Source organism: Enterobacter sp. Ag1 (assembly GCA_000277545.1).
GTDB lineage: Bacteria > Pseudomonadota > Gammaproteobacteria > Enterobacterales > Enterobacteriaceae > Cedecea.
Genome location: AKXM01000016.1, coordinates 1 through 15,051, shown reverse-complemented (window position 1 = coordinate 15,051; position 15,051 = coordinate 1). Strand labels below are relative to the sequence as shown.

The 15,051-nt window shown below is 56.0% G+C and carries 12 protein-coding genes and 1 pseudogene; 10 read left to right on the top strand and 3 right to left on the bottom strand.

Going from position 1 to position 15,051, the window contains the following annotated elements:
* Window positions 1-232 precede the first annotated feature (232 nt).
* Together hglS and A936_RS07735 are read left to right on the top strand one after the other, a co-directional pair.
* Window positions 233-1,576, top strand: coding sequence for a 2-oxoadipate dioxygenase/decarboxylase HglS (hglS, locus tag A936_RS07740; protein WP_008456371.1), 1,344 nt, complete (start codon window positions 233-235; stop codon window positions 1,574-1,576).
* A gap of 41 nt (window positions 1,577-1,617) precedes the next feature.
* A complete protein-coding gene (locus A936_RS07735; RefSeq protein WP_008456370.1) occupies window positions 1,618-3,120 on the top strand; it encodes a carboxylesterase/lipase family protein in 1,503 nt (500 codons plus the stop codon).
* On the opposite strand, the gene A936_RS07730 is transcribed toward A936_RS07735, so the two are convergent.
* The gene (locus tag A936_RS07730) at window positions 3,107-3,961 is read right to left on the bottom strand and encodes a LysR family transcriptional regulator (protein ID WP_008456369.1); all 855 of its coding nucleotides are present in this window, start codon (window positions 3,959-3,961) and stop codon (window positions 3,107-3,109) included. The genes A936_RS07735 and A936_RS07730 overlap by 14 nt on opposite strands.
* Before the next feature lie 118 nt (window positions 3,962-4,079).
* On the opposite strand from A936_RS07730, the gene A936_RS07725 reads away from it, so the two are divergent.
* From A936_RS07725 to rimL, 4 genes and pseudogenes are all read left to right on the top strand, one after another.
* A complete protein-coding gene (locus tag A936_RS07725; RefSeq protein ID WP_008456366.1) occupies window positions 4,080-5,249 on the top strand; it encodes a pyridoxal phosphate-dependent aminotransferase in 1,170 nt (389 codons plus the stop codon).
* Between the two features lie 12 nt (window positions 5,250-5,261).
* Window positions 5,262-6,037, top strand: a pseudogene (locus A936_RS07720) (transporter substrate-binding domain-containing protein).
* Between the two features lie 254 nt (window positions 6,038-6,291).
* A complete protein-coding gene (locus A936_RS07715; RefSeq protein ID WP_008456364.1) occupies window positions 6,292-7,947 on the top strand; it encodes a glucan biosynthesis protein D in 1,656 nt (551 codons plus the stop codon).
* A 194-nt stretch (window positions 7,948-8,141) separates the two neighbouring features.
* Window positions 8,142-8,696, top strand: a complete 555-nt coding sequence (rimL, locus tag A936_RS07710) for a 50S ribosomal protein L7/L12-serine acetyltransferase (RefSeq protein WP_008456362.1) — start codon at window positions 8,142-8,144, stop codon at window positions 8,694-8,696.
* Here the strand turns inward: rimL and ydcK are convergent.
* Window positions 8,693-9,619: a YdcK family protein gene (ydcK, locus tag A936_RS07705; protein ID WP_034808431.1), complete on the bottom strand. Its 927-nt coding sequence runs from the start codon at window positions 9,617-9,619 to the stop codon at window positions 8,693-8,695. The two genes, rimL and ydcK, sit on opposite strands and share 4 nt — an antisense overlap.
* 113 nt (window positions 9,620-9,732) lie before the next feature.
* Here ydcK and tehA point away from each other — a divergent pair, with 113 nt between their 5' ends.
* Both tehA and tehB read left to right on the top strand, forming a co-directional pair.
* Entirely contained in the window at window positions 9,733-10,725 is a 993-nt protein-coding gene (gene tehA, locus A936_RS07700) for a dicarboxylate transporter/tellurite-resistance protein TehA (protein ID WP_034808269.1), read from the top strand.
* Window positions 10,722-11,315, top strand: a complete 594-nt coding sequence (gene tehB, locus A936_RS07695; RefSeq protein ID WP_008456357.1) for a tellurite resistance methyltransferase TehB — start codon at window positions 10,722-10,724, stop codon at window positions 11,313-11,315. The genes tehA and tehB overlap by 4 nt, the downstream gene beginning before the upstream one ends.
* A gap of 172 nt (window positions 11,316-11,487) precedes the next feature.
* On the opposite strand, the gene pepT is transcribed toward tehB, so the two are convergent.
* A complete protein-coding gene (pepT, locus tag A936_RS07690; protein ID WP_008456356.1) occupies window positions 11,488-12,717 on the bottom strand; it encodes a peptidase T in 1,230 nt (409 codons plus the stop codon).
* A 119-nt stretch (window positions 12,718-12,836) separates the two neighbouring features.
* On the opposite strand from pepT, the gene A936_RS07685 reads away from it, so the two are divergent.
* Entirely contained in the window at window positions 12,837-14,432 is a 1,596-nt protein-coding gene (locus A936_RS07685) for an ABC transporter substrate-binding protein (RefSeq protein WP_008456354.1), read from the top strand.
* A 216-nt stretch (window positions 14,433-14,648) separates the two neighbouring features.
* Window positions 14,649-15,051: helix-turn-helix domain-containing protein (locus A936_RS22685; RefSeq protein WP_008456352.1), on the top strand; the 403-nt coding region annotated here is incomplete at its 3' end.

The window sequence follows — 15,051 nt, the reverse complement described above, 5'->3', positions numbered from 1 at the left end:
ATTTTGCTGAAAAGTGATGCCGGTCTGCAGATTTTAACGCGGCCTGTTTTAGTTAATTTTTTGTTAATTTATACTCTTTGTGGTAGGCATTCTGCATAACGCTGCGTTATGTAATATGCTGAAAAAATTACTTTTTAGGTGCTGCAAAGCAGATCACAAAATGGAAATTCTTCCTGATAAGTGATCCACCAGGTTCTACGCTTTCAGCACTATCCACTGGAGGCATGACATCATGGCGAACACCCTCACGGCCGATGAGATTCGGGACAAATTTTCGCAAGCTATGTCGGCGATGTACCAGCAAGAAGTTCCGCAGTACGGCACGCTGTTAGAACTGGTGGCGGATGTAAACCTGGCCGTGCTGGAACACGATCCTGAGCTGCACCAGCAGCTCGAAAATGCTGACGAGCTGGCAAGGTTAAACGTAGAGCGCCACGGCGCGATTCGCGTAGGTAAGGCCGAAGAGCTGGCGGTGCTGAAGCGAATTTTCGCGGTAATGGGCATGCATCCGGTGGGTTACTACGATCTTTCCCAGGCCGGGGTACCGGTACATTCCACCGCTTTCCGCCCGATTGACGACCAGGCGCTGGCGCGTAATCCCTTCCGCGTGTTTACCTCTTTATTGCGTCTGGAGCTTATCGACAACCCGACGCTAAGGGCTCGCGCTGCCGCAATCCTCGATAAACGCGACATTTTCACTCCCCGCTGCCGCGAAATGCTCGATCTCCACGACAGGCAGGGCGGATTCAGCGAGGCAGAGGCGAACACCTTTGTGGCCGAAGCGCTGGAAACCTTCCGCTGGCATCAGCATGCCACGGTTGACGCCGACACTTACCGCGCCCTGCACGACGAGCATCGCCTGATTGCCGATGTGGTTTGCTTCCGTGGCTGCCACATTAACCATCTCACGCCGCGCACGCTGGATATCGACCGCGTTCAGGCGATGATGCCGGAGCGGGGCATCTCGCCCAAAGCCATTATTGAAGGCCCACCTCGCCGTGAACGCCCCATTTTGCTGCGTCAGACCAGTTTTAAAGCGCTGGAAGAGCCTATTTTGTTTGCCGGTGAGCACCACGGCACGCACACCGCCCGATTTGGTGAGATTGAGCAGCGCGGCGTGGCGCTGACGCCTAAAGGCCGCGCGCTGTATGATGAATTATTGCTCGAAGCGGGAAACGGCACGGACAACCTAAGCCATCAGCAGCATTTGCAGGAGGTGTTCAGCCGCTTCCCGGACAGCGACGCACTGCTTCGTCGCCAGGGGCTGGCCTATTTTCGCTACCGCCTGACGCCGGTGGGCGACATGCATCGCCAGTCCATCAAACCAGGCGACGATCCGCAGTTGTTGATTGAGCGCGGCTGGCTCATCGCCCAGCCTATCATCTATGAAGATTTCCTGCCGGTTAGCGCCGCGGGCATCTTCCAGTCAAATTTAGGCAGCGACGGTGGCCAGCGACAGCACGGGCACTCCAGCCGCAGCGAGTTCGAAATGGCGCTGGGTGCGGCGGTGGCCGATGAATTCAGCCTTTATCAACAGGCGGAGGATCGCAGCAAACGCCGTTGCGGTTTATTGTAAACGCGTTACCCTGCTGGGATGTCAGCTACAAGGAACAGCAGATGGAACACGTTGTTAACGTCGCTCAGGGTCAACTGAGCGGCGTCCTTCAGGGGGATATTGCGGTGTATCGCGGTATTCCCTTTGCCATGCCTCCCACTGGAAACCTGCGCTGGCGAGCGCCTCAGCCGCCAGAAAACTGGCAAGGTATTCGCGTCGCCGATACCTTCGCTCAGGCCTGTTGGCAAAGCCTGGAATACTGCAAAGCCGTCGGCGGCGGCGATCCGGGCCAGTTTTCAGAAGACTGCCTTTACCTCAATATCTGGACTCCCGCCCGGCGAACGGGCAAACCCTTGCCGGTGATGGTCTGGCTGCACGGGGGCGGCTACACCATTGGAGCCGGTTCTTTACCTCCATATGATGGCGCCGCGCTGGCCTCGCGGGGCGTGGTGTTAGTGACGGTGAACTACCGGCTTGGGCATCTGGGCTTTTTTGCTCATCCCGCATTGGATGAAGAAAATCCGGCTGGGCCGATCCACAACTTTGCCTTGCTCGATCAGATTGCCGCGCTGAAGTGGGTGCAGGCCAACATCGCTGCTTTTGGCGGAGACGCCAGCAACGTCACGCTGTTTGGCGAGTCAGCAGGCGCCCGCAGCGTGCTTTCTCTGCTGGCATCGCCTTTAGCCAGCGGCCTGTTCCACAAGGGGATTATACAAAGCGCCTACACGCTGCCGGATGTCGATCGCCGTAAAGCGTTGAAGCGCGGCGTGGCGGTGGCAGAACATTTTGGGCTGAAGAATGCGAACGCTGAAGCGCTGCGTTCCCTTCCCGCCAGTGAATTATGGGCGCTGGAAGCCCCGCTAAACATCGGGCCGACGCCCATCAGCGGCGATATTGTTTTGCCTGAACCCATGCTGGACACGTTTTTTGCCGCACGACAGCACCGGATGCCGCTGATGGTGGGCAGCAACAGCGATGAGGCGAGCGTGCTGAGCTACTTCGGGATAGATCCCGCCGGGCAGGTTGCGCTTCTGCGCCGGGAAAAGCGTCTCGGTCTGGGGCTTATCAAATTGCTGTATCCCGGCGTTAAGGGTGACGCTGAGCTGGGCCGTCAGGTGTGCCGGGACATGGCCTTTACCACGCTGGGGTTTGTGGTGATGCAGGCGCAGCAGCGCGCAGGCCAGCCCTGCTGGCGGTATTATTTTGACTACGTGGCGGAGGCCGAGCGTGAAACCTACGCCAACGGCACCTGGCACGGCAACGAAGTGGCTTATGTCTTTAACACGCTGCAGCTTTCCCCGCCTGCCAGTGAATATGTGACTGAACGCGACCTGCAGTTTGCCGCTCAGATTGGCGATTATTGGGTCAGCTTCGCCCGCAGCGCCAGGGCGCATAGCAAAGCGTTACCTGGGCCGTTAAGCTGGCCTGCCAGCACCAAAGGGCGGGACCGCACGCTGCGGCTGGGCGTTCATCTGCGGGCGCAGTTTAAAGTCGAAAATCGCTTTATGCGGCTGAGAATGCAGTTATTTAAGCGAGTGATGAAACACCACGTCAGCCTGGACTGAGTAACGCATTGCAAAAGGCCTCCAGCCCGGCGGCGCCTTCGCTGCCGGGCTTCACCGCCAGCCTGTAACTGGCCCCGGTTTTTACGCTCCCGGTAAAAGGCCGCACTAACCGCCCGGTACGAAGATCTTCGGCCACCAGCGTTTCGTCTGCGATGGCTATCCCAAACCCCTGAATAGCGGCGCTGATCGCCAGATCCATGGTGTCGAAATGCTGATTTTTCTGCATCGCCAGCCAAGGCGGTGAAGGGTTCTTTCCAAGCCATAATGACCAGTCGGTACGATCGCGAGTCGGGTGCAAAAAGGTCAGCCGCTCCCAGTTGCTCGTCTCCGGCGGAAGCAACGCCTGACAGATAACCGGCGTCAGACTCTCTTCAAACAGCAGCGCGCCGCTTTTGGCCTGCTGACCAAACACAATGGCGGCATCAAACGGCTCGTTTTTGAAATTGACGCCGTGCTCCACGGTCGTGGTTAACGCAACCTGGATCTCCGGCATACGCTGCTCAAGCTGAATCAGCTTCGGCACCAGCCAGCGCATGGCGCAGGTGGGGGCCTTAAGACGAATAATCTCAGGCTTATGGCAGGCCCGGTCGGCCACGTCCAGCAGCGTGTTAAAGGCGTTCTGGAGATCGGGCAGCAGGGCGCTGCCCTGGGGCGTGAGGCGTAATCCGCGTGCATGGCGCTCAAAAAGCGCGAACCCCAGCCACTGCTCCAGCGCCGCAATTTTACGGCTGACGGCGCCCTGGGTCAGGCAAAGCTCTTTTGCCGCCCGGGTGAGGTTCAGGTGCCTGGCCGTGACCAGAAAAGCATCGAGAGTATTTAGGGGGAAATTACGCCGGGTCATGATGCTCTCCGCTGAGCTATGCATTTTTTGCATGGCTATTATGACAACAATTCGATTGTCGTGGCAATGGCGGCGATATTGAATAGTTATGCAAATCGCATCACGTTCAGGAGCCGCTATGGCCATACAAACCCCGGTACAACAACGTTCAAAATTGCCGGACGTCGGAACCACGATTTTTACGGTGATCGGCCAGCTTTCCGCGCAGCACAAGGCGATAAATCTTTCTCAGGGGGCACCCAACTTCCCCTGCGACCCGAAACTGGTCGCTGGCGTCACCAAAGCCATGCAGGAAGGGCATAACCAGTACGCCCCGATGACCGGTCTGGCGTCCCTGAAACAGCTGATTGCCGACAAAGTGGCGAGCCTTTACGGGGCCGAGTATGACCCTGCAGAGGAGGTGCTGGTCACCGCTAGCGCCAGCGAAGGGCTTTATTCTGCGATCGGCGGTCTGGTACATCCCGGCGATGAAGTTATCTACTTTGAGCCTTCTTTCGACAGCTACGCGCCGATTGTCCGCCTGCAGGGCGCCAAACCGGTGGCGCTCAAGCTGAGCCTGCCTGATTTTACCGTTGACTGGGACGAAGTGCGGGCGGCGATTACGCCACGTACGCGGATGATCATCGTGAACACGCCGCATAACCCAAGCGGGCAGGTATTTAGCGCCCATGATCTGGAAATGCTGGCGGCGGTAACCCGCGACACCGACATTGTGATCCTGTCCGATGAAGTGTATGAACACATCGTCTTTGACGGCAAAAAGCACCACGGCATGGCGACGCACCCGCAGCTTGCCGAGCGCAGCGTGATTGTGTCGTCGTTCGGTAAAACCTTCCACGTCACGGGCTGGCGGGTTGGGTATTGCCTGGCCCCGGCGGCGCTGATGGATGAGATCTGCAAGGTGCATCAGTTCCTGATGTTCTCCGCCGACACGCCGATGCAGTATGCGTTCGCCGACTATATGAGCGATCCGCAAACTTATCTTTCACTGGCGGCGTTTTATCAGCGCAAGCGTGATTTAATGCAGTCTTTGCTGGCTGATTCGCCGTTTGAACTGCTGCCGAGCGGTGGGTCATTCTTCCTGCTGGCCCGCTTCGGGCACTTCAGCGATGAGTCCGACAGCGAGATGGTGAAGCGGTTAATCACTGATTACGGCGTGGCGACCATTCCGCTCTCCGCGTTTTATACCGACGGTACTGACAATAAAATTATCCGGCTCTCATTTGCCAAAGATGAAGCCACACTTCGGGCGGGCGCTGAAGCGCTGTGCCGGGTTAAGCCACGCTGATAAGGGGTCATGATGAAAAAAATGTATGCGTTAAGTTTGCTGCTCGGGCTGTGTTCTTCGTTTTTGCGCTGGCCGCCGGCGAGCTGCGCTATGGCCTCGAAGCGGAGTATCCCCCGTTTGAAAGCCGCAACAGCGCGGGCGAGCTGGAAGGGTTTGACGTCGAGCTGGGGAAAGCCATTTGCCAGGCGGCCAGCCTGAAATGTACCTGGGTAGAAACATCGTTTGATTCGCTGATCCCGGGGCTGGTGGCGAAGAAGTTTGACGCCATCAACTCGGCAATGAACATCACCGAGCAGCGTCGTAAAAGCATTGACTTTACCCAGCCAATCTACCGTATTCCGTCTCAGCTGGTGGGCAAAGAAGGCAGCGGCCTTGAAGCCACGGCGGAAGGGCTAAAAGGCAAAACCATCGGCGTGCTCCAGGGCTCCATTCAGGAAACCTATGCCAAAGAGCACTGGGAAAAGCAGGGCGTCAACGTCGTGTCGTATAAAGATCAGAATATGGCCTGGGCTGACCTGCTGAATGGCCGTATTGATGCCTCTCTGGTGATGTCCGCGGCAGGTCAGGCGGGCTTCCTCAGCACGCCGCAGGGCAAGGGCTTTGGCTTTATCGGCAAGCCGGTGACCGACGACACCATCCTCGGCAGCGGGATTGGCTTTGGTCTGCGTAAAGGTGACACTGTCACGAAAAAGGAGCTGGATGCGGCCATCGATAAGGTGAAAGCCGACGGCACCGTGACTAAGCTCGCGCAGAAGTTCTTCCCCGGCATCGACGTCAGCGTGAAGTAACGTTGACCAGGGCTCGTCGGCACACAGGCTGACGGGCCTTTAGCGTTTTTTTCGCCAGGCAATGGCGAATTTTTCGGTGATATCTGGTTTCCTGAAAAAAAACTTTCGTTCCTCCCCCAAACGCCTTCTCCGCCCATTGGATTCACTGTGAATTTTGTCTAGAGTGTGCGGTCGTACAGGTAGCAGTCTCTTGCCGCTGTTCTTCCCGTCGGGAGGAACAAAACACATCGACACATAAGGACGATTTCTCAGGCATGAATCGCAGACGTTTTATCCAGGCCTCTATGGCTCTCGCCGCTGCCTGCGGCACGCCAACCCTTGCCACGCTATTCTCCCGAAGCGCCTTTGCTGCCGAATCAGGCATCGCTGACGGGCACTCCACCGCCTTCGATTTTGCGGTGCTTCAGGGCATGGCGCACGACCTGTCGAAAAAACCATGGGGCGGGGCACCGCGCGCGCTGCCCAACACCCTGGCTAACCTGACGCCTCAGGCTTATAACGCCATTCAGTACGACGCCGATCATTCGCTGTGGAACAACATCGAAAACCGCCAGCTTGACGTGCAGTTCTTCCACGTCGGCATGGGGTTCCGCCGCCGCGTCAGAATGTTCTCGCTGGATTCCGCCACCCATCAGGCGCGCGAAATCCACTTCCGCCCGGAATTGTTTAACTACAACAATGCTGGCGTAGACACCAGGCAGCTCGAAGGCCAGACGGATCTCGGCTTTGCCGGCCTGAAAGTCTTCAAGGCACCGGAGCTGGCGCGCCGTGACGTCGTCTCCTTCCTCGGCGCTAGCTATTTCCGTGCCGTAGACAGCACGTACCAATATGGGCTGTCCGCCCGTGGCCTCGCGGTGGACACCTTCACCGACACGCCGGAAGAGTTCCCGGACTTCACCTCGTTCTGGTTTGAAACGCCGAAAGCCACCGACACGACTTTTGTGGTCTATGCCTTACTCGACAGCCCAAGCGTGACCGGCGCGTACAAATTTATTATCAGCTGTGAAGCCGAGCGCGTGGTGATGGAGGTGGACAATCACCTTTATGCCCGGAAAGACGTCAAGCAGCTGGGTATCGCGCCGATGACCAGCATGTTTGCCTGCGGCACCAACGAACGCCGGACCTGCGACACCATTCACCCGCAAATTCATGACTCCGACCGCCTGGCCATGTGGCGCGGTAACGGCGAGTGGATTTGCCGCCCGCTGAATAACCCGCAGAAACTTCAGTTCAACGCCTTTATGGACGAGAACCCGAAAGGCTTTGGCCTGCTGCAGCTGGATCACGACTTTGCCAGCTACCAGGACATCATGGGCTGGTACAACAAGCGTCCAAGCCTGTGGGTAGAGCCGCGTAACAAGTGGGGCAAAGGCACCGTTGGCCTGATGGAAATCCCGACCACCGGCGAAACGCTCGACAATATTGTCTGCTTCTGGCAGCCGGAAAAACCGGTCAAAGCCGGGGACGAATTCGAGTTCAAATATCGGCTCTACTGGAGCGGTTTGCCGCCGGTGACGACGGATCTGGCCCGCGTTTACGCCACCCGCACCGGGATGGGCAGCTTCCCGGAAGGCTGGGCGCCGGGTGAACACTTCCCGGAAAAATGGTCCCGCCGCTTTGCTATCGACTTTATCGGGGGCGATTTGAAAGCCGCCGCGCCGAAGGGGATTGAGCCGGTGATTACGCTCTCCAACGGCGAAGCGAAGCAGATTGAGATCCTCTACGTCGAACCGTTTGACGGCTACCGCATTCTGTTTGACTGGTATCCGACCAACGACGCCACCGACCCGGTCGAGATGCGCATGTTCCTGCGTTGCCAGGGCAAAGCGATCAGTGAAACCTGGCTGTACCAGTACTTCCCACCACCGCTGGACAAACGTAAATACGTTGACGACCGCGAAATGCGTTAATCATCCAGCCCCGCCGCGTAAAAGCCGCGGGGCTTTTTTATGCCCGTTTCACCATCTCGTCCTCTTATTGCATAAATACTCTTTCATAATGAATTTCTATATATTCACTTTTGGCGGTGTTTTAAATCTCGTGCGTTGCCACAAAAAAGTGACATAAGATAACTGTCACCTTCTAACAAAAGCAGGAGTCACGAGTGGAACAACAGCAGGCCTGGCAGGATGAAGTGATTGCGGTTAATGATGATATCGAACTGCATTCGGTGAACGAGCGGTTCGTGAAGGACGTTTTTGCCCTGGTGCAGCGCAATAAAAGCTGGCTGCAAAAGGCGATGAACTGGCCGCAGTATGTTGTTTCCGAGGACGACACCCGCAAAACGCTGCAGGGGAATTATGTTCTCCACCATAAAGGCTACGCGAAGATGTTTATGATCCTCTATCGCGGCGAGCTGGCGGGCGTCTTTTCCTTTAACCAGATAGTCCCGACCGACAAAACGGCCTACATCGGCTACTGGCTAAGCGAGGATCGGCAGGGCAAGGGGATCATTTCCGCCGTGATTGAGGCCGCGATCGGCAAGTACGCGGGGGAAGGGACGGTGCGCCGGTTTGTCATCAAATGCATCGTCACTAACCAGGCCAGCAACCGGGTGGCCCAACGCAACGGCTTTGCCCTTGAAGGTTGCCTGAGGCAAGCCGAGTTTCTGAACGACGAGTTCCACGATCAGAATATTTACGGGCGCATTGCTGATTAAAAAATGCCATGAAACGGCGTGCGGGTAATTCGCTGTGCGCCGTTAATATCCTTCATGCCGCGAAGATGAATCAGTTCGCTGCCAAAGCCTTCCACCGCCGCCTCATCATAAATCTGCACGTTGTTTTCGATGAGCACGTTACCCATCACTTTCGCCTCGCCATACACCTGTACATTGTTGTCCAGCAGAACCGGGCCGCCGATAAGCGCCGCATTACCGTAAACCTGGACGTGGTGCCTGAGCACGCAATCTCCTTCAATAAGGGCGTTGCCGTAGACTTTAGATGAGTAGCGGATGGTCGGGATCTGGCTGTCGCCGCTGCCGGCAATAATACGTGCGTTACCGGACACCTGCGCGCAATCACAAACCCAGACATTGTTCTCTGCATTGCCTTCAATAACGGCGTTATCAAAAATGGCTGAGCGGTGTTCGACAAAGGCGTTGTTCACGCGCGCGTGGCCGTAGATTTGTGCCTGATGGACGATGCGTGAGGCCAGCACCGTGGCGTTCCCGTAGATTTGCAGCCGCATTTCTGTATCTTCGGTCAGCCCCAGCACGGCAATCACCTGGCTCTGCTGCAACACGCGGGCCGAGCCCGAGATAAAGCATTCGCCGCTGATGCGGGAATCCTCGACCAGCACCTTGCCGCCCACTTTTGCGTGATGGCAAATTTCAGACTCGCCGAGGATTTTTGCGTCATCTTCAACCGTCGCACCGTTCCAGATCAGGGCGTCAGGCTCAAGCCAGCAGGTTGCCTCGTGGCTCAGGTTCGCTTCTTCCTCAATCCAGCCGCCGCCTTGCCCGGCCACGACGTTGCCAAAAGCGCGAAGCGCCTCAATTTGCCAGAGTCGAACTTGCCGCTGTTCGCCATCATGCTGATAATCATGAAGCCGCGAAACATCGGTGATCCGGTATTTTTTCATGGTGATTTCTCGCTGTGCACTGCTGATAAACGTAGCAGGTAATTCACCGGCGTAGCGTTTGGCGGCGTAATCGCATAAAATGCATTTAAAATACATTTTAAAAAATAAACAAAATGAATAAACCAATCCCCGGTAGCTTTATCAATCTCCCCGCAGGCTACTTTGGCATGGTGCTGGGCACCATCGGCATGGGGTTTGCCTGGCGCTATGCCGCCACGATTTGGCCGGTGCCGTCGGTTGTTGGTGAGGTTCTTGTGGCGCTTGCCGCCGGCATCTGGCTGCTGCTGGCGTTAGCGTTCCTGACGCGGCTGGTGCGCTACCCGCACAGCGTGATTGCAGAGATTTATCACCCTTTAATGAGCAGCTTCGTGAGTCTGTTCCCGGCGACAACCATGCTGGTGGCCATCGGCGTGGCCCCTTATCTGCGCCCGCTCGCTGCAGTGATGTTTGGCTTTGGCGCCGTGGTGCAGCTTTGTTATGCCGCCTGGCAGTCCGCCGGATTATGGCGGGGTACGCACCCGCAGGATGCCACGACGCCGGGGCTGTATTTGCCCACCGTCGCCAATAATTTTATCAGCGCAATGGCCTGCGGCGCGTTGGGTTATCACGACCTGGGGATCTTGTTCCTTGGGGCCGGCGTTTTTTCCTGGCTCAGCCTGGAACCGGCGATTTTGCACCGTATGCGCAGCGCCGGGGAACTGCCCACGCCGGTACGCACCTCGCTGGGCATTCAGCTTGCCCCTGCGCTGGTAGCCTGTAGCGCTTACCTTGCCGTGAACGGCGGCGTGACGGATTTCTTTGCCAAAATGCTGTTTGGTTACGGCCTGCTGCAATTGCTCTTCATGCTGCGCTTAATGCCCTGGTACCTGGCGCAGCCGTTCAATGCCTCCTTCTGGAGTTTCTCTTTCGGTATTTCTGCGCTGGCAACCACGGCGCTCCATCTCAGCGCAGGCAGCGGGGACGGGCTGTTTCACGTCATCGCCGTGCCGCTGTTTATTTTTACTAATGTGATTATCGGCCTGCTGCTGGCACGTACTTTTATCCTGCTGATGCAGGGGAAATTGATTTTGCGCACCGCGCGGCCTGAAAATAAGGATCTGTCATGACCGAGAAGTCTGAAAGCTACTACAGCGAAAAATACGGCTTAACTGCCACACATTCTGACGTGCTGAACGCCGTGAAGTACGTTGCCCCCGGTAAAACGCTGGATCTTGGCTGCGGCGGCGGGCGCAACAGCCTGTACCTGAACCAGAAAGGGTTCGACGTCACCGCCTGGGATAAAAATCCGATGAGTATCGCCAGGCTGAATCAGATTATCGAGACGGAAGGGCTGAAAAATATTGTCACCGCTGAGGTTGACCTGAACCAGTTGAGCTTTGACGGCGAGTACGATTTTATTCTCTCCACCGTGGTGATGATGTTCCTCGAGCGCAGCACGATCCCAGGGCTTATCGCCAATATGCAGCGTTGCACCAAACCCGGCGGCTACAACCTGATTGTGGCGGCCATGGATACCGAGGATTTTCCCTGCACGGTCGGTTTCCCGTTTGCCTTTAAAGAGGGTGAACTGCGGAACTACTATGAAGGTTGGGAACTGATTAAATACAACGAAGATGTGGGGCAGTTGCACAAGACCGACGAGCACGGCAACCGCATCAAGCTGCGTTTTGCCACGATGCTGGCGCGTAAGAACTAAATGTAAAATTAACCCTCACCCCGGCGCTCTCCCTGAAAGGGAGAGCGGTAAATCAGAGCTATACAAGAAAATTGTGCTGTTTCTTTCACCGCAAATCGCGGGAGTGAAGCTAAGTGGGATTTCTGTCCTGATATCCTCTCCCTTAGGGGAGAGGATTAGGGTGAGGGGCAAACTACTTCGCCGCCAGCAGGCAAAGCTTCAGCGCCACATTGTAAGACGCCTCAAACGCCCGTAGCGGTAAAAACTCAAAGCGAGAATGGAAATTGTGCGCGCCGGTAAAGAAGTTCGGCGTCAGCAAACCTTTAGCCGACAGCGCCGCGCCATCCGTGCCGCCGCGCATGGGGATCACCTTCGGCTCAATCCCCAGCTCATCCAGAGCGGCAAAAATCAAATCAATGGCCCGGCGGTCATCGGTAATGGCGTTACTGATGTTGCTGTAGGTATCGCTGAGGCTGAACTCCACGCGTGCAGTCGGGTACTGCGCGGCAATCTTCTGCGCCACTTCGCCAATTTGCTGTTTGCGGCGTTCAAAGTTGGCCAAATCGAAGTCGCGAATATTGGCCTTCAGCAGCGCTTCGCTTTGTGAAGCCTGCATCCCGTTAAACCAGACATAGCCTTCGCGCCCTTCGGTGTGTTCAGGCGTTTGTTGGCGGTCAAAATGGCTAATGTAGTCCATCGCCATCAGCAGCGGGTTAACCAGTACGCCTTTGGAGGACATCGGATGGCTGGTCACGCCGGTGAATTTCAGCTCCGCGTGGGCGGCGTTGAAGTTTTCATACACCACCTCGCCCAGCTCGCAGCAGTCAATGGTCCACGCGAAGTCCACGTCAAAACGTGCCAAATCCAGCGCTTTGGCGCCACACAGGCCAATTTCTTCATCCGGGACGAAGGCCACCACGATGTCACCGTGCTGGTGCTCTGGCGTCAGGTTTTCCAGCAGCGTCATCACCACCGTGACGGCGGCTTTGTTGTCCGCGCCCAGCACGCTGGTGCCGTCGCTGAAGATAATCTCTTCGCCAGGATAGGCGTTGATTTCCGGGTGCTCCGCCGTGCGCAGCCAAATGTTCTCTTTGGCGTTCAGGCATAAATCTTCGCCGGTGAAGCGCAGGATCTGTGGATGAATGTCCGGGGAAAGGCCAACGTCAACGGTATCAATGTGCGTAATAAACCCCACACGCGGTGCGCCAGCGACGTTGCCTTTCTTCACGGCGGTTACCGTGGCGTGCTCATCAATCACAATATTTTCAAGGCCCAGCGTGCGCAGTTCTTCCGCGAGCAGGCGGGCCATTTCGTGTTGTCCTGGGGTACTGGGCAGGCTGCTGACGCGCGGATCGCTTTGGCTGGTCACCGCCAGATAACGAAAGAAGCGCCGGGTGAGCTGCTCGCTGAGCGACGAAGACATAGTGTTTCCTTATTGTTCGATGTTGTTTGTTGGCAATGTAAATTTAATGTTATTTATTAAGGCGCTTTGCACAAGCTTTATTCATTCAGGGTCAGGACAAACACCACAGGAAGACAGCGATGAAAACAAAGATTACAACGCTTGCACTTGCCGTAGCGGCGCTCTCCATCAGTACCAGCGTGGCGGCCAGCACGCTGGTTTATTGCTCCGAAGGCTCACCGGAAAACTTCAACCCGCAGCTTTACACCTCGGGCACCAGCGTGGATGCCAGCGCGGTGCCGGTTTATAACCGGTTGGTGGATTTTAAAGTCGGCACCACGGAACTGCAGCCCAGCCTGGCGGAGAGCTGGGACGTCAGCGAAGACGGCAAAGTCTATACCTTCCATCTGCGTAAAGGCGTTAAGTTTCAGAGCAACAAATACTTTAAGCCCACCAGAGACTTCAACGCGGACGATGTCATTTTCTCGTTTATGCGCCAGAAAGATCCTAAGCATCCGTACCACAACGTTTCCAACGGCAATTACTCCAACTTTGAAAGCCTGGAGTTTGGCAAGCTGATCACAGCGATTGATAAAGTGGATGACAACACCGTGCGCTTCACGCTGGCGCACCCGGAAGCGCCGTTTGTCGCGGATTTAGGCTGGTATTTTGCCTCGATTCTCTCTGCCGAATACGCCGATGTCATGATGAAGGCCGGCACGCCGGAACGCGTCGATTCCGACCCCATCGGCACCGGGCCGTTTGAGCTGAAGCAGTACCAGAAAGATTCCCGCATTCTCTATACCGCTTTCCCTGATTACTGGCAGGGCAAATCAAAAATCGACCGTTTAGTGTTCTCGATCACGCCGGATGCGTCGATCCGCTACGCCAAACTTGAGAAAAATGAATGCCAGGTAATGCCGTTCCCGAACCCGGCGGATTTGCCGCGCATGAAGGAAAACAAAGACATCACGCTGATGCAAAAAGCGGGTCTAAATACTGGTTTTCTGGCATTTAACACCCAGAAACCGCCGCTCGATAACGTGAAAGTGCGCCAGGCGCTGGCAATGGCGATTAACAAACCGGCCATTATCGAAGCGGTGTTCCACGGCACGGGCATCGAGGCAAAAAACCTACTGCCGCCGGGCGTGTGGAGCGCGGACGATAAGCTCAAGGATTACGATTACGATCCTGAAAAAGCAAAGGCGCTGCTCAAAGAAGCCGGGTTTGCCAACGGCATGAGCATTGACCTGTGGGCAATGCCGGTTCAGCGTCCGTATAACCCGAACGCTAAACGTATGGCAGAGATGATTCAGGCCGACTGGGCGAAAGTTGGCGTGACGGCGAAAATTGTCACCTACGAATGGGGCGAATACCTCAAGCGAGTGAAGGGTGGTGAGCACCAGGCGGCGCTGATGGGCTGGACGACGGCCACCGGCGACCCGGACAACTTCTTCGGGCCGCTGTTTTCCTGCACGTCGGCCAACGGTGGGTCTAACTCATCCAAATGGTGCTATCAGCCGTTTGATAAGCTGATTCTCGAAGCCCGCGCCGAGGGGAACCACGATAAGCGAGTTGAGCTCTACAAAGAAGCGCAGCAAATGATGCACGACCAGATGCCTGCGGTGATGATTGCCCACTCCACGATTTTCGAGCCGGTGCGTAAAGAGGTGACCGGGTATGAAATTGATCCGTTCGGGAAGCATATCTTTTATCAGGTGGATGTGAAGAAGTAGCTGGCGCAGGGAGAGAGCAGGCGATCTGAGAATACATTCTCTGTAAGTTTGGATATTTTCCGTTCACATATTGATCTATTGTCCATGCAAGTTCAGAGACAGTGAACGTGTCAGGGGGCATTACGCTGTATGAACTGGCACATAGGTAACACTTTAAACCGGGCACATGGGTAACAGGTTATAACTGGTACGGTAAACTGAGTGAGGAGGTTTATCGTGCCCTGGCTTGAGACTGTTACCATGCAACGAATGCAATTTGTCATGGCATGCCTTGTAGACGGATTATCTGTCAGCGATGCCTGTCGCAGATTCAATATCAGCCGTAAAACGGGCTATAAGTGGTTAGCTCGTTTTTCAGGCGAAGATGTTAACTCTCTGGCTGACCGTTCCAGGGCACGCCATCATCAAAACACCATTCCTGAGTCGATGGTTCAGTTGCTGCTGAAAACTAAAAAGCAGTACATGCTGTGGGGGCCAGAAAAAATCAGGCAATATCTGCTCAATCTGGATACTCCCGGTGTCCCTGCCGCAAGCACTGTCGGCCAGATATTCAAGTCTCATGGATTGGTAAAAGCACGCCCCCCTGCTCGATTCAAGCCGACACAGCCCCATGTTCTGT